Annotated in this window: 19 protein-coding genes and 2 pseudogenes; 17 read left to right on the plus strand and 4 right to left on the minus strand. The window is 40.7% G+C overall.

Going from position 1 to position 20635, the window contains the following annotated elements:
• Nucleotides 1-69: 69 nt before the first annotated feature.
• From rpiA to deoD, 8 genes and pseudogenes are all read left to right on the plus strand, one after another.
• Nucleotides 70-753, plus strand: a complete 684-nt coding sequence (rpiA, locus tag CYK18_RS01775) for a ribose-5-phosphate isomerase RpiA (RefSeq protein ID WP_101784682.1) — start codon at nt 70-72, stop codon at nt 751-753.
• A gap of 23 nt (nt 754-776) precedes the next feature.
• The gene (locus tag CYK18_RS01780) at nt 777-1988 is read left to right on the plus strand and encodes a phosphopentomutase (protein WP_101784684.1); all 1212 of its coding nucleotides are present in this window, start codon (nt 777-779) and stop codon (nt 1986-1988) included.
• A 1-nt stretch (nt 1989) separates the two neighbouring features.
• Nucleotides 1990-2551 (plus strand): annotated as a pseudogene (locus CYK18_RS01785) (DUF1697 domain-containing protein).
• Nucleotides 2548-3357, plus strand: coding sequence for a purine-nucleoside phosphorylase (locus CYK18_RS01790; protein WP_101784687.1), 810 nt, complete (start codon nt 2548-2550; stop codon nt 3355-3357). Before CYK18_RS01785 ends, CYK18_RS01790 begins: the two are co-directional and overlap by 4 nt.
• Nucleotides 3358-3545: 188 nt before the next feature.
• On the plus strand, nt 3546-6278 hold the full coding sequence (locus CYK18_RS11185) for a galactose-binding domain-containing protein (RefSeq protein WP_101784689.1): 2733 nt from the start codon (nt 3546-3548) through the stop codon (nt 6276-6278).
• A 290-nt stretch (nt 6279-6568) separates the two neighbouring features.
• Nucleotides 6569-6805 (plus strand): annotated as a pseudogene (locus CYK18_RS01800) (phosphorylase family protein); the annotation flags it as partial.
• Nucleotides 6799-8082, plus strand: coding sequence for a chloride channel protein (locus CYK18_RS01805; RefSeq protein ID WP_101784691.1), 1284 nt, complete (start codon nt 6799-6801; stop codon nt 8080-8082). The pseudogene CYK18_RS01800 and the gene CYK18_RS01805, both read left to right, overlap by 7 nt.
• Nucleotides 8083-8742: 660 nt before the next feature.
• Nucleotides 8743-9453, plus strand: coding sequence for a purine-nucleoside phosphorylase (gene deoD / locus CYK18_RS01810; RefSeq protein ID WP_101784693.1), 711 nt, complete (start codon nt 8743-8745; stop codon nt 9451-9453).
• 25 nt (nt 9454-9478) lie between these two features.
• Here the strand turns inward: deoD and CYK18_RS01815 are convergent, their stop codons facing one another.
• The 3 genes from CYK18_RS01815 to coaA form a co-directional block, all read right to left on the minus strand.
• The gene (locus CYK18_RS01815) at nt 9479-10003 is read right to left on the minus strand and encodes a DNA topology modulation protein (RefSeq protein ID WP_101784695.1); all 525 of its coding nucleotides are present in this window, start codon (nt 10001-10003) and stop codon (nt 9479-9481) included.
• A gap of 52 nt (nt 10004-10055) precedes the next feature.
• Nucleotides 10056-10292 carry a 30S ribosomal protein S20 gene (rpsT, locus tag CYK18_RS01820; RefSeq protein ID WP_001274000.1) on the minus strand — a complete coding sequence of 79 codons (237 nt, stop codon included), beginning with the start codon at nt 10290-10292 and terminating at the stop codon, nt 10056-10058.
• A gap of 67 nt (nt 10293-10359) precedes the next feature.
• Nucleotides 10360-11280: a type I pantothenate kinase gene (gene coaA / locus CYK18_RS01825; protein WP_101784697.1), complete on the minus strand. Its 921-nt coding sequence runs from the start codon at nt 11278-11280 to the stop codon at nt 10360-10362.
• Nucleotides 11281-11490: 210 nt separating this feature from the next.
• On the opposite strand from coaA, the gene CYK18_RS01830 reads away from it, so the two are divergent.
• The 9 genes from CYK18_RS01830 to CYK18_RS01870 all read left to right on the plus strand — a co-directional run bounded on the left by CYK18_RS01830 (nt 11491) and on the right by CYK18_RS01870 (nt 19858).
• Complete coding sequence (locus CYK18_RS01830) at nt 11491-11898, plus strand: hypothetical protein (protein WP_101784699.1); 408 nt, start codon at nt 11491-11493, stop codon at nt 11896-11898.
• A 207-nt stretch (nt 11899-12105) separates the two neighbouring features.
• The gene (locus CYK18_RS01835; protein ID WP_101784701.1) at nt 12106-12696 is read left to right on the plus strand and encodes a class I SAM-dependent methyltransferase; all 591 of its coding nucleotides are present in this window, start codon (nt 12106-12108) and stop codon (nt 12694-12696) included.
• Nucleotides 12693-13970: a pyrimidine-nucleoside phosphorylase gene (locus CYK18_RS01840; RefSeq protein WP_101784703.1), complete on the plus strand. Its 1278-nt coding sequence runs from the start codon at nt 12693-12695 to the stop codon at nt 13968-13970. Before CYK18_RS01835 ends, CYK18_RS01840 begins: the two co-directional genes overlap by 4 nt.
• A 19-nt stretch (nt 13971-13989) precedes the next feature.
• Entirely contained in the window at nt 13990-14652 is a 663-nt protein-coding gene (gene deoC, locus CYK18_RS01845) for a deoxyribose-phosphate aldolase (protein ID WP_101784705.1), read from the plus strand.
• Nucleotides 14639-15028, plus strand: coding sequence for a cytidine deaminase (locus CYK18_RS01850; RefSeq protein ID WP_101784717.1), 390 nt, complete (start codon nt 14639-14641; stop codon nt 15026-15028). The genes deoC and CYK18_RS01850 overlap by 14 nt, the downstream gene beginning before the upstream one ends.
• Before the next feature lie 89 nt (nt 15029-15117).
• Nucleotides 15118-16170, plus strand: a complete 1053-nt coding sequence (locus CYK18_RS01855) for a BMP family lipoprotein (protein ID WP_101784719.1) — start codon at nt 15118-15120, stop codon at nt 16168-16170.
• A gap of 142 nt (nt 16171-16312) precedes the next feature.
• On the plus strand, nt 16313-17848 hold the full coding sequence (locus tag CYK18_RS01860) for an ABC transporter ATP-binding protein (RefSeq protein WP_101784721.1): 1536 nt from the start codon (nt 16313-16315) through the stop codon (nt 17846-17848).
• Nucleotides 17841-18899 carry an ABC transporter permease gene (locus CYK18_RS01865; protein ID WP_023942990.1) on the plus strand — a complete coding sequence of 353 codons (1059 nt, stop codon included), beginning with the start codon at nt 17841-17843 and terminating at the stop codon, nt 18897-18899. Before CYK18_RS01860 ends, CYK18_RS01865 begins: the two co-directional genes overlap by 8 nt.
• A 2-nt stretch (nt 18900-18901) precedes the next feature.
• Nucleotides 18902-19858 (plus strand): ABC transporter permease, encoded by a 957-nt coding sequence (locus CYK18_RS01870; protein ID WP_101784723.1) that lies wholly within the window; start codon nt 18902-18904, stop codon nt 19856-19858.
• Nucleotides 19859-19895: 37 nt separating this feature from the next.
• Here CYK18_RS01870 and plsY read toward each other — a convergent pair whose 3' ends face one another.
• Nucleotides 19896-20537: a glycerol-3-phosphate 1-O-acyltransferase PlsY gene (gene plsY / locus CYK18_RS01875; protein WP_101784725.1), complete on the minus strand. Its 642-nt coding sequence runs from the start codon at nt 20535-20537 to the stop codon at nt 19896-19898.
• Between the last annotated feature and the right edge of the window lie 98 nt (nt 20538-20635).

Below are 20635 nucleotides of genomic sequence, written 5' to 3' on the forward strand. Positions count from 1 at the left end.
CTAGTGTATCCATGAAATAAAAACGGATACATGGTATAATAGAGGTAGCTCTTTAATGGAGGTGTTTGAGTGGAAAATCTGAAGAAAATGGCAGGTATCAAGGCTGCTGAGTTTGTCAAGGATGGCATGGTAGTCGGACTTGGAACGGGGTCTACTGCCTATTATTTCGTAGAAGAAATCGGTCGTCGTATCAAGGAAGAAGGATTGCAGATTACAGCTGTAACGACTTCTAGTGTGACTAGTAAACAGGCTGAAGGGCTTAATATCCCACTCAAGTCTATTGACCAAGTAGACTTTGTCGATGTGACAGTCGACGGGGCGGATGAAGTGGATAATCAGTTTAATGGAATCAAAGGTGGTGGTGGTGCCCTTCTGATGGAGAAGGTTGTCGCAACGCCCTCAAAAGAATATATTTGGGTGGTGGATGAAAGCAAGCTAGTCGAGAAACTGGGTGCTTTTAAATTGCCAGTAGAAGTGGTTCAGTATGGCGCAGAACAGGTCTTTCGTCGTTTTGAGCGTGCTGGCTACAAACCAAGTTTCCGTGAAAAAGACGGCCAACGTTTTGTGACCGATATGCAGAACTTTATCATTGACCTTGCCTTGGATGTCATCGAAGATCCAATTACTTTCGGACAAGAATTGGACCATGTCGTTGGCGTCGTGGAGCACGGCTTATTCAACCAAATGGTGGATAAGGTCATCGTTGCTGGACGAGACGGGGTTCAGATTTTAACTTCAACAAAAGCAAGATAACTAAAATAATAAGGAGATACACTATGTCAAAATTTAATCGTATTCACTTGGTGGTACTAGATTCTGTAGGAATCGGTGCTGCACCAGATGCTAATAACTTTGTCAATGCAGGGGTTCCAGATGGAGCTTCTGACACACTGGGACACATTTCTAAAACCGTTGGTTTGAATGTGCCAAACATGGCTAAAATCGGTCTTGGAAATATTCCTCGAGAAACTCCTCTTAAGACTGTTCCAGCTGAAAGCAATCCAACAGGATATGCAACAAAATTGGAAGAAGTATCTCTTGGTAAGGATACGATGACTGGACACTGGGAAATCATGGGACTCAATATTACTGAGCCTTTCGATACTTTTTGGAACGGATTCCCAGAAGAAATCCTGACAAAAATCGAAGAATTTTCAGGACGTAAGGTCATTCGTGAAGCTAACAAACCTTACTCAGGAACGGCTGTTATCGATGATTTTGGACCACGTCAGATGGAAACTGGAGAGTTGATTATCTATACTTCAGCTGACCCTGTTTTGCAAATTGCTGCCCACGAAGACATCATTCCTTTGGACGAATTGTACCGTATCTGTGAATACGCTCGTTCGATTACCCTTGAGCGCCCTGCTCTTCTAGGTCGTATCATTGCCCGTCCATATGTTGGTGAACCAGGTAACTTCACTCGTACGGCAAATCGTCGTGACTTAGCCGTATCTCCATTTGCACCAACTGTTTTGGATAAATTGAACGAAGCTGGTATCGATACTTACGCTGTTGGTAAAATCAACGATATCTTTAACGGTGCTGGTATCAACCATGACATGGGTCACAACAAGTCAAACAGCCATGGAATTGATACACTATTGAAGACCATGGGCCTTGCTGAGTTTGAAAAAGGATTCTCCTTCACAAACTTAGTTGACTTTGATGCTCTTTACGGCCACCGTCGTAATGCTCACGGTTATCGTGATTGCTTGCATGAGTTCGATGAGCGCTTGCCTGAAATTATCGCTACCATGAGAGAGAATGATCTTCTTTTGATTACTGCTGACCATGGAAATGACCCAACCTATGCTGGAACTGACCATACTCGTGAATATATTCCATTGTTGGCCTACAGCCCTGCCTTTAAAGGAAATGGTGTCATTCCAGTAGGACATTTTGCAGATATCTCAGCGACTATTGCCGATAACTTTGGTGTTGAAACTGCCATGATTGGGGAAAGTTTCTTAGATAAATTGGTATAAGATGACGCGATATGCTTTACTTGTTCGGGGCATTAATGTCGGTGGGAAAAATAAGGTTGTCATGGCGGAGCTTCGTCAAGAACTGACAGAGTTGGGACTGGAAAAGGTTGAGACCTACATCAATAGTGGCAATATTTTCTTTACTTCGACAGCTCCCAAAGCCCAATTGGTTGAAAAGTTAGAGGCTTTCTTTGAAATCCATTATCCATTTATTCAGAGCTTTTCTTTGCTGAGTCAGGAAGACTATGAAGCAGAGCTGGAGAATCTGCCAGATTGGTGGACCAAAGACTTGGCTCGAAAAGATGTGCTCTTCTACACTGAGAGCTTGGATGTGAATCAAGTGATCGAGAAAGTGAACGGTTTGGAACTGGAAGATGAAGTCGTTCATTTTGGAAAACTTGGGATTTTCTGGGGGAAATTCTCAGAGGAATCCTACTATGCAACTGCCTATCATAAGTACTTGCTCAAGATGCCTTTCTACCGCCAAATCACCATTCGTAATGCTAAAACTTTTGACAAAATTGGTCAAATGCTAAAAAAATAATAAAGGAGACACACAATGACATTTTTAAACAAAATCCATGAAACTGCTACTTTCCTGAAAGAAAAGGGAATTGCAGCCCCTGAGTTCGGTCTAATTCTTGGGTCAGGACTTGGAGAATTGGCAGAAGAAATCGAAAATCCAGTTGTAGTAGACTATGCTGAGATTCCAAACTGGGGCCGCTCTACAGTAGTTGGTCACGCTGGTAAATTGGTATATGGGGAACTTGCAGGTCGCAAGGTTTTGGCTCTTCAAGGTCGTTTCCATTTCTACGAAGGAAATCCTCTGGAAGTCGTGACTTTCCCAGTACGTGTCATGAAAGTTCTTGGATGTGAAGGTGTTATTGTGACCAATGCTGCTGGTGGTATTGGATATGGGCCTGGTACTTTGATGGCTATCTCAGACCATATCAACATGACAGGTCAAAACCCATTGATGGGTGAAAACTTGGATGATTTTGGTCCACGTTTCCCAGATATGTCTAAGGCCTACACACCAGAATACCGTGCTACTGCCCATGAAGTGGCTAAAAAACTTGGTATCAAGCTTGACGAAGGTGTCTATATCGGTGTTACTGGTCCAACTTATGAAACACCAGCAGAAATTCGTGCCTATAAGACACTGGGAGCTGATGCAGTCGGTATGTCTACGGTTCCTGAAGTTATTGTGGCAGCCCACTCGGGTTTGAAAGTTCTAGGAATTTCATGTATTACTAACTTTGCGGCTGGTTTCCAAGAAGAACTTAACCACGAAGAAGTTGTGGAAGTAACAGAACGTGTCAAAGGTGATTTCAAAGGCTTGCTTAAAGCGATTCTTGCTGAATTGTAAAAAAATTGGTGATGGTATTAGACTAGAAAGGGGGAGTTCTCATCGTCTTCAGTAGAGAAGATTGGGTTTGTTGTGATTAAAAGATGAACAAAAATCCAATCAACTACTATATCTTTAGTAAAAATTTATCACATGCTTATTTATCAATTATTGGTAAATAGGGGAAAATAAAAGAAAGTTAGAAAAGAATGAAAATCGGTCAACGAATAATGCGTTTTGGCATAAAAAAATTAAGTATCGGAGTTGTATCTGTTGCAGTTGGCTTTGCTTTTTTAGCACCGACAGGAATTTCTGCCAATGAAGGAAGTCCAGTTGTGAAAAACGAAACTCCTCTAGTAGTAAATGCAACGGATAGTCCGACAAAACTAGAAAATACTGATAAAAAACAGGAAACGCCTCTCATAGAGGAAAGAGTGGCAGTTATCCAACCAGCTCCGGAAACAAAAGAAGTCCTTAAAAATCAGAAGGAAGGAGAAAAGCTGGAATCCCATAAAACAGAGCCTGCTCTAGTTCCTGAAGAAGTGAATAAAGAGGAAAATGTAAAGGATGAGTCTACAACTTCTCGTCCTGTGACAGCAGAAGATCTTTTGAAAATCTCAAAAGGAGAACTGCACTCAGAAAATGATTTGTTTGACAATTCTCTTTATGGTGAAAAAGTCCTTGATTTAGAAGGTGATGACGATCAGGATGGTATCAAAAATAAGGATGAACTTTATGTTTATCGTAAAGATGGTAAGGACTATTTAGGATATAACAGTCATCCATTACTGGCGGACAGTGATGGAGACGGATTAGCAGATGGGGAAGATGATAATAAGAAACAATGGTATGTTACAGATCGAGACGCTCTTCTCTTCATGGAGTTATCCTATCGTGATGATGACTATATCGAAAAAATTCTAGATCATAAAAATCCATTTCCGAGTCTCTACTTGAATCGTCAAGAATATAAGATGATGCACAATGAGTTAGCCCCGTTTTGGAAGATGAAAAAAGCTTACCATACAGCTAGTGGTTTGGATGCTTATCTATTTGAAACTAAGAGTGATCTTCCTTATCTAAAGGATCATACGGTTCAAATGTTATCTATTAGAGGGACCAGACTGAATGATGCCAAAGATTTGAGAACTGACTTGACCTTGCTAGGAGGAAATAAACCTGCACAAGCGGATGATATCCGTAATGTGGTAAAAGAATTGGCGCAGGATTCCACTATAACCAATCTCTATATGACAGGTCATTCACTAGGAGGCTATCTAGCTCAAATAGCAGCAGTTGAAGCCTATCAGAAATATCCTACTTTTTATAATAATGTTTTGAAAAAAGTGACAACATTTAATGCACCTAAGGTCATTACTTCAAGAACAATCTGGAATGCAAAAAATGGTTTCTGGGATGTAGGACTAGAAAGTCGGAAGCTTGCTGTAAATGGAAAAATTAAACATTATGTAGTGGATAACGACAATGTGGTTACATCTGTGCTACAAAATGATAGTGATGTGGTGACATCTACAGGAAGCGCCAATGTTAAACACCGTTCGCGTGGCTATTTTGAAAGTCGTATGAATGATATTCCAAACTTTAATATTGGAAAACGAACAACATTGGACAAGCAGGGTTACCGTGATCCAAAACTGGAAAAAATTTCTTTCTTTAAGAAACAACAAGTCCCTCTGTCATCTAGTCAACCAAGCGCTGAACCTCTTGAAAATATAGCTCTAGGGAAACGGGTTACCCAAAGTTCGACAGCTTTTGGAGGTGACGCTAGAAGGGCTGTGGATGGAAAAGTTGATGGGAATTATGCTCATCATTCTGTAACGCATACAGAGTTTCAATCTAAGCCTTGGTGGCAAGTTGATTTAGATAAGGAAGAAACGATTCGTCAAATCAATATCTATAATCGAACAGATACTGCTCAGGATAGGCTTACCAATTTTAATGTGATTCTTTTAGATAGTTCTGGGAAAGAAATTGACAGAAAGCGCATTGCATCTCTGAAAGATATCTCTGCACAAATTGCAATTGACTATAAAAAAGCTCGTTTTGTCCGTATTGAGTTAGATGGTTACAATGCTCTCAGTCTCGCAGAAGTTCAAGTCTTGCGTGCTGAGAATATCGCATGGAAAAAGCAAGCACGCCAAAGCTCTACTGAGTTTGGAGGAGATGCTAGTCGTGCTCTAGATGGAAATACCAATAGTAACTACAGCCAGCAATCAATTACTCATACAAAATTTGAAAATCAGCCTTGGTGGGAAGTTGATTTAGGTCGTACAGAACAGGTAGGACTTGTCCGCCTTTATAATCGTGGAGATGGCGAACTTTCCAAACGTTTGGCAGATTTTGATGTGATTTTATATGATGAAAAAGGAACAGAAGTTACTAGAAAATATGTTTCTCGTTTAGAAGGAAATCGTCTAGATCTTCAATTGGATGGCAAGTTGGGTCGCCGTGTCCGTATTCAATTGCGTCAGAAAAATCAAGCTCTCAGTCTAGCAGAAGTAGAAGTGTTTCGATTTATGGCTAAGAATGCTGTGACAACACCAACTTCTAAGCCAGTACAAGTGTTAAATTATACTCCTGTAAAAGATAAAACCCTAACTATTCAGCATAGTGGAGCTTACATTGCACGCTATTCTATAACTTGGGAAGAAGTTACAGTAGATAAAAATGGTCATTCAGTTGTTCGAAGTCATTCTTGGGAAGGAAATGGACGTAACCAGATTGCAGGTTTTGTACTCAACCTTCCAATTAAAGAAAATATGAGAAATCTTCGAATTAAGATCGAAAAGAGAACAGGTCTTATCTGGAATAGATGGCAAACAATCTATGACAACAGACCTCTTCTCGCCCAACCACATCGAAAAATTACTCACTGGGGAACAACATTGAATTCTAAGGTGAGTGATGATGATGTCTTGTAATCTGATGGTACAATGACAGTTAGTTTGTCTAGTTTATAAGAAAGTACTACCTGAGCTTGAATAGAACTCAGGTAGCTCTCTGTGAAAGAAGAAAATGAATACTCAATGAAAATCAAAGAGCAAACTAGGAAACTAGCCGCAGGCTGCTCAAAGCACTGCTTTGAGGTTGTAGATATAACTGACGAAGTCAATAACATATATACGGCAAGGCGACGTTGACGTGGTTTGAAGAGATTTGTGAAGAGTATAAACAGAAAGGTAGAGCGCGTGTTTGGATTTGAATACGAGTAGAAATTCGTACCTATAAGATGCTTGGAACAGATGTGGTCGGAATGTCAACTACTCCTGAAGTTGTTGTTGTAGCCTATTCAGGTTTGAAACTTCTAGGAATTTTATGAATTACTAACTATACTACTGGTTTCAAAGAAGAGATTAACCACGGAGAGGTTATAGAAGTGACTGAGTGTGTTAAAGGTGATTTTAAAGGCTTGCTTAAAGCCGTTTTTGCTGAATTATTACTATGTTAAAAGAATTGAGGAGTATTTTTCAGAAAATCCCTTATAATTTTAAATTATTCCTAGCAGTCATTTTGCAAGGAATAGTTTCAGGTTTATCTGGTATTTTTCTACATTATCTTTTAAAGATAATAGAGGGGATAGCTGTTGGTCAATCAGAGCATCAAACTGTATTCTTGACAGATGGAGTTTCCTCATCGCGGATAGGATTAAGTTTAATAATCGTGGGTGTCAGCTCATCCTTGGTCTGGTATTTCTTGCAAAAAGAATCACAGATTTTTTCCATTAAAGTACAGATGAAGGATGAGAGTTCACAATACAAACTTCATTTTTTAAAACAGCTATTTCATTCAATTTGGCAGATTATTGCAGTTGGAGGGGGAGCACCTGTTGGTAAAGAAGCTGCGCCACGAGAGATTGGAACTCTATTTGCAGGACCAATTGGAAAAATATGTTTTCTCTCTAAGAAGGATCAAATCTTTCTCCTTGCTTGTGGTGCTGGTGCTGGTTTAGCAGCTGTCTATCAGGTTCCATTAACAAGTGTCTTCTTTGTTTTTGAAACTCTAGGAATTGCTCTATCTATTAAACGATTTATCTTAGTCGGTTTGACTACCTATGTCTCAACCTATATAGCAGGCTGGGTTATTTCAGATCAGGCTCTCTACCATATTCCAGCCATTACATGGTCATTAAAGGAAATATGGATTATTCCCTTATTACTTCTTTTCTTAAGCCCACTAGCTTGGCTTTTTGGCCGCTTGAGTAAAGAAGTGTCTTCAAACAGGATAAAAGATAAACGAGTACTTCTCACATTGCCTACAGCTTTTCTTTTTCTTGCTGGGTTGGCAAGTTATTTTCCACATCTACTTGGAAATGGACGTATGATGGCTCAGGAAGTATTGAATGGTAGCAATGGCAAAACAGTGTTCCTCTTGTTTATCCTAAAAGCAATGGTCGTTCTTATTACTCTGTGGGCAGGGGCCTATGGTGGTACCCTTACGCCATCTTTTGCCTTGGGGATGGCTGGAGCTGCTCTCTTGGGCATGATTTTAGGTTTCGACAGCCAGCCAAGCATTTTGCTTTTGGGATCTGTTTGCTTTTTGTCTGTGACCTTGAGGGCTCCCTGGTCTGCAACCGGATTAGTAATAGGTTTCACTGGGCTAGGTTTAGATTCTCTTCCGTATCTCTTAGTAACAGCTGTTTTAGCCTATGAATTTGCAAAAATATTAGACCGTTTTTCTTGGGCTAACATACTGTGTCAGAAGTCAAAGAATAGAGTAATAAGATAGAGAATGACCGTTTCTTCTAATCAAAGATTTATCTTAAAAGATTAAAAACTATTGTCAATTTATCAATAACTGTTTGAAATAAAAAAGAAGTAGGCTTATCGGAGTCATGATTGAATCCGATTTTTCCTAGCTATGAAATATAAAAATAAAAAAAGAAAGGTAGAGCGTGTGTTTTGATTTGAACACGAGCGGAGAACTTTTCTAAAAACTCAGAAGAGAAGGGGAGTTCGGGTTTGAATTGAAGCCGGTCTAATCTTCTCAATATCATCAAAATTAAGAAAGAAAGGAATTGAACCCACCCTAAAAGCAGTGGGAAAAAGATAGTTGGTCTAGCGAGCATCGCTCACTGCACCCAACTCCCATTTTCCCTTTGCTTTTTGACGGGTTTGGTATCTTTCTCAATATAAAATAAAGAAAGGTAGAGCGTGTGTTCTGATTTGAACACGAGCGGAAAACTTTTCTAAAAACTCAGAAGAGAAGGGGAGTTCAGGTTTGAATTGAAGCCGGTCTAATCTTCTCAATATCATCAAAATTAAGAAAGAAAGGAATTGAACCCACCCTAAAAGCAGTGGGAAAAAGATAGTTGGTCTAGCGAGCATCGCTCACTGCACCCAACTCCTATTTTCCCTTTGCTTTTTGACGGGTTTGGTATCTTATATTATGTCTATCCATATTGCTGCTCAGCAGGGTGAAATTGCTGATAAAATTCTTCTTCCTGGGGATCCTCTTCGTGCTAAGTTTATTGCGGAGAATTTCCTTGAAGATGCTGTTTGTTTTAACGAAGTACGTAACATGTTTGGTTACACTGGTACTTACAAGGGCCACCGTGTATCAGTCATGGGAACTGGGATGGGGATGCCATCTATTTCGATTTATGCGCGTGAGTTGATTGTTGACTACGGTGTGAAAAAATTGATCCGTGTGGGAACAGCAGGTTCATTGAATGAAGATGTTCACGTTCGTGAATTAGTTTTGGCGCAGGCAGCGGCAACCAACTCAAACATCGTCCGTAATGACTGGCCACAGTACGATTTTCCACAAATCGCTAACTTTGATTTGCTGGACAAGGCCTACCATATCGCCAAAGAACTCGGTATGACAACCCACGTTGGGAACGTTTTATCATCTGATGTCTTTTACTCAAACTACTTTGAAAAGAACATCGAGCTTGGTAAATGGGGAGTTAAAGCTGTGGAAATGGAAGCAGCAGCTCTTTACTATCTGGCAGCCCAACACCATGTTGACGCGCTAGCTATCATGACTATCTCTGATAGCTTGGTCAATCCAGACGAAGACACAACTGCAGAAGAACGTCAAAATACCTTCACTGATATGATGAAGGTTGGTTTGGAAACCTTGATTGCAGACTAATTATAGCCAAAAAGGAAGCCCTTCTTTATGAATTGGAGGACTTCCTTTTCTTATCTAGAAATTGGTCTATCTCTTTTTGTGATCTGAGGATGACCACTTTATATGGATAGTTTTTTTGAATCCACTTGTAGCGTTCCTTAGCGGATTTGCTCCGTCCGTCCCAAAGAATCCATCTGATAAACTCCCAATTAAATTGTTCTTGACAACCAGCTGCCATACTTTCTCTGACCTTGCCTCGGTATGTGAGATAACGTTTAAAAGCCCGAAATAGACAAGTCCATGGGGAAAAGTTGAGAAAGATGATTTGGTCAGCTTCCTGCATTCTTTCTTGGTAATAGCACCAAGAATAATTTCCATCGATGACCCAAGCTTCATGCTTGGTAAGAAAGTTTTTCATCTCGGTCAACATCCATTCGCGGTCACTGTCTTGCCAACCAGGTTGAAATTGGAGTGTGTCCATGTGAAGTTTTGGGATGGAGTAGTAGTGAGACAACTTTTCAGCTAGAGTTGACTTACCAGCACCAGAATATCCGATAATTGCAATTTTCATTTTCTACCTTTTCCTATTTGAGGACAAAAAAACAGCCTCTATGGACTGTTTCTTATTTAGCAAGTTTAGCTGAAAGACGAGCTTTGTCGCGGCTTGCTTTGTTTTTGTGAATCAAACCTTTAGTTTCTGCTTTATCGATAGCTGAGCTAGCAGCACGGAAAAGTTCTTCAGATGGGTTTGCTTCGAAAGCTTTGATAGCAGTACGCATAGCTGATTTTTGAGCTGAGTTCTTTTCGTTTTGTTTAACGTTCAATTCAGCGCGTTTGATAGCTGATTTAATGTTTGCCAATGTTCTTACCTCCATATTTACTAACTATACCATTATATCTGAAAACTTACGTTTTGACAAGGGAAAATTACTTTTTTAAGTAAATTTCATCGATTTCATGGTTCTTTGTTTTATGCAGAATCACTTCCGCACGGTTTCTGGTTGGTTCAATATAATTTTGTAGATTTGTGAGATTGATACTGGTCCAGACTTGATGGGCAAAGGATTCCACTTCCCCGATCGGCATTTGAGTAAAACGATAATAGTAGCTATCAGGGTCGTTTTGGGCTAGACTTAGCATTTTCAAGAAACGGTCCAGATACCAACTCTCGATGTCATCGACTGCCGCATCAACATAGATGGAAAAGTCAAAGAAGTCAGTGATATAGAGACGCTCGTTTTGTGGATTTTGAAAGACATTGATTCCCTCAACAATCACAAAATCAGCAGCTTTAACGCTTTGCTTTTCCTCAGGTACGATGTCGTAGACTTCATGAGAATAGACAGGAATATCTACATCTTGTCCATTTTTGATGTGGTCCAAGAAGTTGAGTAGTGATTCCATATCATAGCTTTCAGGAAATCCCTTGCGATTTAAAATCCCTTGCTCAGTCAAGGTCTGGTTAGGATAGAGAAAGCCATCAGTTGTTACCAACTCAACCGTAGCATCTGTAAGGGTACGGGACAGTAGGATTTGAAGTAGGCGACTGGTTGTGGATTTTCCAACGGCAACACTCCCAGAAACCCCAATGATAAAAGGCTGGGATTTGCTTTCACGTTGAAGGAAAATTCCTTTTGAAAAGGCCAAATCATCCTTGGTACGCTTGTAAATCTGGATGAGATGGGCTAGGGGGAGATAGACATCGGTAACATCCTGCAAGCTAATCTGGTCATTAAAACTCTTGATGGATTCTAATTCCTCTTCTGTCAAAGGAGGTGTTGTCTTTCGATGTAACGATTGCCAAGTCTGGCGGCTGATTTTTTCAAAATGTAAAAATTCGTTGGTCATTTGTTTTCCCCTAGATATTTTGTCTATCATACCATAAAAAGCTAAAAAAATAAAGCGGTTTCTTGATGATAGTAAGCCAATATCGTATAATAGAGGTAGATAGAGGTAGATAGAGGTTGACCAATTTATAGATGAAGTAGGAGCTACTTTCTACTGATTTATAAGCTAATAAAGGGGGCTTTGAGGGTTAGAACTTATAGGAGGTGTACTATGAAAATCTTAAAACGTTATATATTGGAACTTTGTTTTATTTTAAGTTTTGCACTACCTTTTTTAAAAGGAGCCAATGCGGATAATGGTAGACGTTTTGTGGAAACCTATTACGGTTTTACTTTTTTGATGGAACATGCCATTGTAACAGCTATCTTTATCTGTTCGCTCTTGATTGCTTTCTTCCTAAAAAAACGGTGGATGAAATGGCTTGCTGCTGGTAGTTATTTCTTTTTAGTTCTATGGATTGCTACTGAAGGGTATCTTTTCCGTATGTCGCTAGAAGATTTGGTACGACTTTGGACAAGTTTGGAATTCCTGACAAAAACGTATCAGTTGGGCTTTTATCTAAACATTTTGTTGGGAATTTTGTTAATAATAAAGTATTGTAAGGTTAAGCGATCGTAATAAAAATGCGCTTGATTATAGACAATAAATTTGTTGTTTTATCTTGACTGTGATACCTTATAGCTCCCAATGGCTTGTCATTCGTTTATAAAAGTTGAAAGAGATTGAAGAAAATGTTTTACTTACTAGCTTTCTTCAGTCTTTTTCGTTTTATTATCAATTTGTAAACGATTTACAATTTAAGTCAAATTATGGTAAAATAGTTTCATGAGTAAAATGTATTATGCAGAAAATCCTGACGCTGCTCACGACATTCATGAGTTGAGAGTGAACTTGTTGGGAGAAAAAATGACCTTTTTGACGGATGCGGGTGTTTTTAGCAAGAAAATGATTGATTTTGGGAGTCAACTCTTGCTCAAGTGTCTTGAGGTCAACCAAGGAGAAACTGTCCTTGATGTAGGCTGTGGTTATGGGCCTCTGGGCTTGTCCTTGGTTAAGGCTTATGAAGTTCAGGCGACCATGGTCGATATCAATAATCGTGCCTTGGATTTGGCGCGACAAAATGCTGAACGAAATAAAGTAGAAGCGACGATTTTCCAGTCCAACATCTATGAACAAGTTAAAGGGAAATTTGACCATGTCATTTCTAATCCTCCTATTCGTGCGGGCAAGCAAGTGGTTCATGAAATCATTGAGAAAAGTAAAGATTTCTTGGAAACTGGTGGGGATTTGACAATCGTTATCCAGAAAAAACAAGGGGCTCCAAGTGCTAAGTCAAAGATGGAAGATGTGTTTGGGAATTGTGAAATCGTCAAAAAAAATAAGGGATATTATATCCTTAGAAGTGTGAAAGAATGAGAGCAGTTGATTTAATCCAAAAGAAACGAGATGGTCAAGAACTGACTTCGAGTGAAATTGAGTGGTTAGTTGAAGGCTATGTGTCAGGAACTGTCCCTGATTATCAGATGTCTGCCTTTGCTATGGCTGTTTATTTCAAAGGAATGACGACTCGAGAAATCTCTGACCTAACTATGAAAATGGTTCAGACAGGTCAAGAGTTTGATTTATCAGCTATTTATGGGGTTAAGGTTGACAAGCATTCTACGGGTGGTGTTGGTGATAAGGTGACCTTGATTTTGGCTCCCCTTGTTGCTAGCTTCGGTGTACCTGTGGCAAAAATGAGTGGTCGTGGTCTCGGCCATACGGGTGGAACGATTGATAAGTTAGAATCAATCAAGGGCTATCAAGTCGAGCGCAGTCAAGAAGATTTTATTCGTCAGGTTCAGGATATTGGTGTATCTGTCATTGGGCAATCAGACCAGCTGGTCAAAGCGGATAAGCTTCTCTACGCCCTACGTGATGTGACCGCAACTGTTGACACGATCCCTTTGATTGCGAGTTCGGTGATGAGCAAGAAAATTGCGGCAGGAGCGGATGCTATTTTGCTAGACGTGACTGTCGGTGAGGGGGCCTTCATGAAGACGGTTGATGAGGCGCGTGAATTGGCTCAAACCATGGTGGAACTTGGTAAGGCAGTTGGTAGAAAAACAGTAGCAGTGATTACGGATATGAGTCAGCCCTTGGGACGAGCGATTGGAAATCGTCTGGAGATCCTTGAAGCATTGGAGATTTTACAAGGGCAAGGCCGTCAGGATATTACCCATTTTATATGCGAATTGGCTCAAATTATGCTTGGCCTGGCAAATGTAAATAAAACAGTTGAAGAAGTTCGCAAACATCTTGAAAATGGTCAAGCACTGGCTAAGTTTGAGGAGATGGTCCAAGCCCAAGGTGGAGACTTGGAAGACCTCTATCGTCCTGTCAATGTAGCCCATGTGGTGGAAATCCCTGCTCAGGAAACGGGTGTCATTTCAGCTCTTCCAGCTATGGAATTTGGGCTTTATGCTATGAGACTGGGGGCAGGCCGTGCAGTCAAGTCTGATGCCTTGGACTATGAAACAGGAATTGTTTTTGAAAAGAAAGTTGGAGATTCCGTTCAAAAGGGAGAAATTGTTGCAAAAGTATACACAAATGGAAAAATTTCTCCTCAGCTAGTTACAGATTTTCAAAAATATGTTAGAATAAATGATAGGGTGCAAAGTTTACGAGAAATTATAGAAATTATCTCATAAACCGCAGGAGAATCCGAATATGAAATTAAACAAATATATCGATCATACGCTTTTAAAACAAGATGCAACAGAAAATCAAATTGATTGTTTGTTGTCTGAAGCTAGAGAGTATGATTTTGCCAGTGTTTGCGTTAATCCGACCTGGGTTGAACATGCTAAAAAAAGGCTTGAAGGCACAGATGTCAAGGTCTGCACAGTAGTAGGTTTCCCCTTGGGAGCAACAACTTCAACTGTGAAAGCACTTGAGACAAAAGAAGCTATCCAAAATGGTGCAGATGAGATTGATATGGTGATCAATGTTGGGGCTCTCAAATCAGGTGATTTAGCCTTGGTTGAGTCTGATATTCGTGCAGTAGTGGAAGCAAGTGGTGACAAGTTAGTAAAAGTCATTATTGAAGCATGTCTGCTGACCGACCAAGAAAAAGTTGTGGCTTGCCAATTAGCTCAAAAAGCTGGAGCTGATTTTGTTAAAACATCTACTGGCTTTTCAACTGGTGGTGCTACGATAGCAGATGTCAAATTGATGCGTGAAACAGTTGGATCTGAAATGGGTGTCAAGGCTGCTGGCGGAGCTCGTTCTTATGCAGATGCTCTTGCCTTTGTGGAAGCTGGGGCGACCCGTATCGGAACGTCAGCTGGGGTAGCAATTCTAAAAGGAGAATTGGCAGATGGCGACTACTGAGTTGATTGAACTGGCAATTGAAACCAGCAAACATGCCTATGTCCCCTATTCTAACTTTCCTATCGGAGCAGTTTTAGTGGCAAAAGACGGAAGTGTTTACACGGGAGTGAATATCGAAAATGCTAGCTATCCTTTGACCAATTGCGGTGAGAGAACAGCCGTTTTTAAGGCTGTATCTGAAGGACAAAGAGAATTTTCAGAATTGATTGTCTATGGTCAAACTGAAAAACCAATCTCACCATGTGGTGCTTGTCGCCAAGTAATGGTCGAATTTTTTGAACAAGATCTAAAAGTGACCTTAGTCGCAAAAGATAAATCGACGGTCGAGATGACGGTCGGGGAGTTACTTCCATACTCTTTTACAGACTTAAATTAGTCTGAGTCGCTCTTTGAGTGGCACGGTCCTTGTGGCCAACCAATCCATACTTGCAACATCGTTGCACATCTTATTTAGGAGGTTCAGTAATGAACAAGAAACAATGGCTAGGCCTTGGTCTAGTTGCAGTGGCAGCAGTTGGACTTGCTGCATGTGGTAACCGCTCTTCTCGTAAGGCAGATTCATCTTCTGATGTGAAGACAAAAGCAGCAATCGTCACTGATACTGGTGGTGTTGATGATAAATCATTCAACCAATCAGCTTGGGAAGGTTTGCAGGCTTGGGGTAAAGAACACAATCTTTCAAAAGATAAAGGTTTTACTTACTTCCAATCAACAAGTGAAGCTGACTATGCTAACAACTTGCAACAAGCGGCTGGAAGTTACAACCTAATCTTCGGTGTTGGTTTTGCCCTTCACAATGCAGTTAAAGATGCAGCAGAAGAGCACACTGATTTGAACTATGTTTTGATTGATGATGTGATTAAAGATAAAAAGAATGTTGCTAGTGTAACATTTGCTGATAATGAGTCAGGTTACCTCGCTGGTGTGGCTGCAGCCAAAACAACTAAAACAAAACAAGTTGGTTTTGTAGGTGGTATGGAATCAGAAGTTATCTCTCGTTTTGAAGCAGGATTCAAGGCTGGTGTTGCGTCAGTAGACCCATCTATCAAAGTACAAGTTGACTACGCTGGTTCATTTGGTGATGCTGCTAAAGGTAAAACAATTGCAGCCGCACAATACGCAGCTGGTGCAGATATTGTTTACCAAGTAGCTGGTGGTACAGGTGCAGGTGTCTTTGCAGAAGCAAAATCACTTAACGAAAGCCGTCCTGAAAATGAAAAAGTTTGGGTTATCGGTGTTGACCGTGACCAAGAAGCAGAAGGTAAATACACTTCTAAAGATGGTAAAGAATCAAACTTTGTTCTTGTATCTACTTTGAAACAAGTTGGTACAACTGTAAAAGATATTTCTAACAAGGCAGAAAAAGGTGAATTCCCTGGCGGTCAAGTGATCGTTTACTCATTGAAAGATAAAGGGGTTGACTTGGCAGTGACAAACCTTTCAGAAGAAGGTAAAAAAGCTGTCGAAGATGCTAAAGCTAAAATCCTTGATGGAAGCGTAAAAGTTCCTGAAAAATAATGGATGGAAGTTATTTCTTAGGAAGCGGCCATCGGCCGCTTTTTAAGAGTTGAGACAAAGTCATTTTGTCTCAGTAAAGCTTGCTACTAGACAAATTAGCAAGTTTTATTGAAATAAAATAAGACTCTGAAAGGAAGAGCACATGGCACACGAAAATGTCATTGAGATGCGTGATATTACCAAGGTGTTTGGTGAATTTGTTGCCAACGACAAAATCAACCTGCACCTACGAAAAGGTGAAATTCATGCACTTTTAGGAGAAAATGGGGCTGGTAAGTCCACGCTCATGAACATGTTAGCAGGGCTTCTTGAACCAACCAGTGGTGAAATCGCGGTCAACGGTCAAGTTGTCAACCTCGACTCCCCATCTAAAGCAGCTAGCTTGGGAATTGGAATGGTTCACCAGCACTTTATGTTGGTAGAAGCCTTCACAGTGGCTGAAAACATCATTTTAGGTAGTGAATTGACTAAAAATGGTGTGCTAGATATCGCTGGAGCTAGCAAAGAAATCAAGGCTCTTTCTGAACGTTACGGCTTAGCTGTTGATCCTTCTGCTAAGGTGGCAGATATCTCAGTTGGAGCCCAACAACGTGTAGAAATTTTAAAAACCCTTTATCGGGGGGCTGATATCCTTATTTTTGACGAACCAACGGCTGTCTTGACTCCATCAGAAATTGATGAGTTGATGGCTATTATGAAAAATCTTGTCAAAGAAGGAAAATCAATTATCTTGATCACCCACAAGTTAGACGAGATTCGCGCAGTTTCTGACCGCGTTACAGTTATACGTCGTGGGAAATCAATTGAAACTGTAGAAATCGCAGGGGCTACCAATGCTGATTTGGCAGAAATGATGGTAGGACGTTCTGTTTCCTTTAAAACAGAGAAACAAGCCTCTCAACCAAAAGAAGTGGTCATGTCTATCAAAGATTTGGTGGTCAATGAAAACCGTGGTGTTCCAGCTGTTAAAAATCTGTCCTTGGATGTTCGTGCTGGAGAGATTGTTGGGATTGCGGGGATTGATGGAAATGGTCAATCTGAATTGATTCAAGCCATCACAGGTCTTCGCAAGGTTGAATCTGGTAGCATTGAGCTAAAAGGAGATTCAATTGTAGGCTTGCATCCACGACAAATTACTGAACTAAGCGTGGGGCACGTTCCAGAAGACCGTCACCGTGATGGCTTGATTTTGGAAATGATGATTTCTGAAAATATTGCCCTTCAAACCTACTATAAAGAACCACATAGTAAAAATGGAATTTTGAACTATTCAAATATTACTTCTTATGCTAAAAAGCTAATGGAAGAATTTGATGTTCGTGCTGCTAGTGAGTTTGTTCCAGCAGCGGCTCTTTCAGGAGGAAATCAACAAAAAGCAATTATTGCTCGTGAAATTGATCGAGATCCTGATCTCCTTATCGTCAGCCAGCCAACTCGTGGTTTGGATGTCGGTGCCATTGAATATATCCACAAACGCTTGATTGAAGAGCGTGATAATGGGAAGGCTGTCCTTGTTGTCAGCTTTGAATTAGATGAGATTTTAAACGTCTCAGACCGTATTGCCGTTATCCACGATGGTAAGATTCAAGGTATTGTATCACCAGAAACAACCAATAAACAAGAACTTGGTGTCTTGATGGCTGGTGGAAACTTGGGAAAGGAGAAGAGTGATGTCTAAAAAATTACAACAAATTTCGGTTCCCTTGATTTCTGTCTTCCTTGGAATTTTACTTGGAGCCATTGTCATGTGGATCTTCGGCTATGATGCTATTTGGGGCTACGAAGAATTGTTCTATACAGCCTTTGGCAGTCTGCGTGGAATTGGAGAAATCTTCCGTGCTATGGGACCTTTGGTCTTGATTGGTCTTGGTTTTGCCGTTGCTAGTCGTGCAGGTTTCTTTAACGTCGGGCTTCCTGGTCAGGCCTTGGCTGGTTGGATTCTCAGTGGTTGGTTTGCCTTGTCGCATCCAGATATGCCACGTCCCTTGATGATTCTAGCAACCATCGTGATTGCCTTGATTGCTGGTGGGATTGTCGGAGCGATTCCAGGTATTCTTAGAGCCTATCTAGGGACGTCAGAGGTTATCGTAACCATTATGATGAACTACATTGTCTTGTATGTAGGGAATGCCTTTATCCATGCTTTCCCTAAAGACTTCATGCAAAGTACAGATTCGACCATTCGTGTTGGGGCTAATGCAACCTATCAGACACCTTGGTTGGCTGAGTTGACTGGTAACTCACGGATGAATATTGGTATTTTCTTTGCCATCATTGCCGTTGCAGTTATTTGGTTCATGCTCAAGAAAACAACTCTTGGTTTTGAAATCCGTGCGGTTGGTCTTAATCCACATGCTTCAGAATATGCTGGTATTTCTGCAAAAAGAACGATCATCCTCTCAATGATTATTTCAGGTGCTTTGGCAGGTCTTGGTGGAGCTGTTGAAGGACTTGGAACCTTCCAGAACGTCTATGTTCAAGGGGCGTCATTAGCTGTCGGATTTAACGGGATGGCGGTTAGTCTGCTTGCGGCCAACTCACCAATTGGTATTCTTTTTGCAGCCTTCCTATTTGGTGTTCTCCAAGTTGGAGCTCCTGGTATGAATGCGGCGCAGGTACCATCTGAGCTTGTCAGCATTGTAACAGCGTCTATTATCTTCTTTGTCAGTGTTCATTACCTTATCGAACGCTTTGTCAAACCGAAAAAACAAGTTAAAGGAGGTAAGTAAAGATGTCTATTACAACCTTGCTCACCCTCTTGGTGTCTTCTGTGCTGATTTACTCAGCTCCCCTCATCTTTACAAGTATCGGTGGTGTTTTCTCTGAACGTGGTGGTGTGGTAAACGTCGGCCTTGAAGGAATTATGGTTATGGGTGCCTTTTCTGGAGTTGTCTTTAACCTTGAATTTGCAGAACAATTTGGAGCAGCAACTCCATGGCTATCTTTGATAGTTGCAGGATTGGTTGGTGGCCTCTTCTCTATTATCCACGCAGCAGCAACGGTTCATTTCCGTGCAGACCATGTTGTCAGCGGTACGGTATTGAACTTGATGGCGCCAGCCTTGGCTGTTTTCTTGGTGAAAGTACTTTATAACAAAGGACAAACCGACAACCTAACTCAGACTTTTGGACGCTTTGATTTCCCAGTCTTGGCAAATATACCAGTTATCGGTGATATCTTCTTCAAGTCAACTAGTTTACTTGGTTATCTGGCCATTGCCTTCTCATTCCTTGCTTGGTTTATTCTCTTTAAGACTCGCTTTGGTCTTCGTCTTCGCTCTGTCGGTGAACACCCTCAAGCAGCGGATACCTTGGGAATCAATGTCTACAAAATGAGATATTTAGGGGTTATTATTTCAGGTTTCCTAGGTGGAATTGGCGGAGCGATTTATGCTCAATCCATCTCAGTTAACTTCTCAGTGACAACTATTGTTGGACCTGGATTTATCGCTCTTGCTGCGATGATCTTTGGGAAATGGAATCCAATCGGAGCTATGTTATCTAGTCTCTTCTTTGGACTTTCACAAAGTTTGGCTGTTATCGGATCTCAATTGCCGTTCCTACAAGGAGTGCCTACGGTTTATCTTCAAATCGCACCTTATGTCTTGACAATTCTTGTCTTGGCAGCCTTCTTTGGAAAAGCAGTCGCACCAAAAGCAGATGGTATCAACTATATCAAATCAAAATAAGCATACAAAAAACGTCAGTTCTGTTCAAACTGGCGTTTTATTTTTTAGGATGTTGATGAGTCAAGTTCAGTCCCCAAGGAACAAGATTTTCAGTTTTATTTTGGATGCGTGTGATATTATCTTTATGCCTAATGATAATCAAGCTAGCAAGTGCTAGGATAATAGCGATGAAGAGAGGGTCATAGTTACTCAGGATAAAACCAAAAAGCGGAAAGAGTAGAACTCCGATGACGGCTGCGATAGATGCAGTGACACTGGAAAGTGAAATCATACTCCCCAAATAGAGGGTTCCAAAGAAAACAACCGCAAGGTAGAGACAGAAGATAGGCGCAAATCCGAAAATCACTCCAGCACTGGTTGCGACAGCCTTACCACCTTTAAATCCTGCAAAGATAGGAAAGGTATGTCCAATAACAGCCAAAAGTCCAAAGATGAGAGGTGAAACACCTTGAAGATGAAACATAATCGGAAGTAGCGTTGCTAGAGTCCCTTTGAAAAAGTCAATCACAAAGGTTGCCATCCCTGCTTTCTTTCCTAAGATGCGGAAGGTATTGGTTGTCCCTGTGTTACCAGAACCATGCTCGCGCAGATTGATTTGAAAGAATACTTGTCCAATCCAGAGACCAGACGGAATTGAACCCAGCAGATAGGCTAGGATTAATAAAACTATTGTAATCATACTCCTATTATATCATGAAATGGAGAAGAAAGGCAGAGAATCTCTTCTGAAATTGTCACAGCGGAGAAAGAAAAATTTTGCAAAATCCTTAGAAAACC

The sequence above is a fragment of the Streptococcus mitis genome (genome assembly GCF_002860865.1).
GTDB lineage: Bacteria > Bacillota > Bacilli > Lactobacillales > Streptococcaceae > Streptococcus > Streptococcus mitis_AT.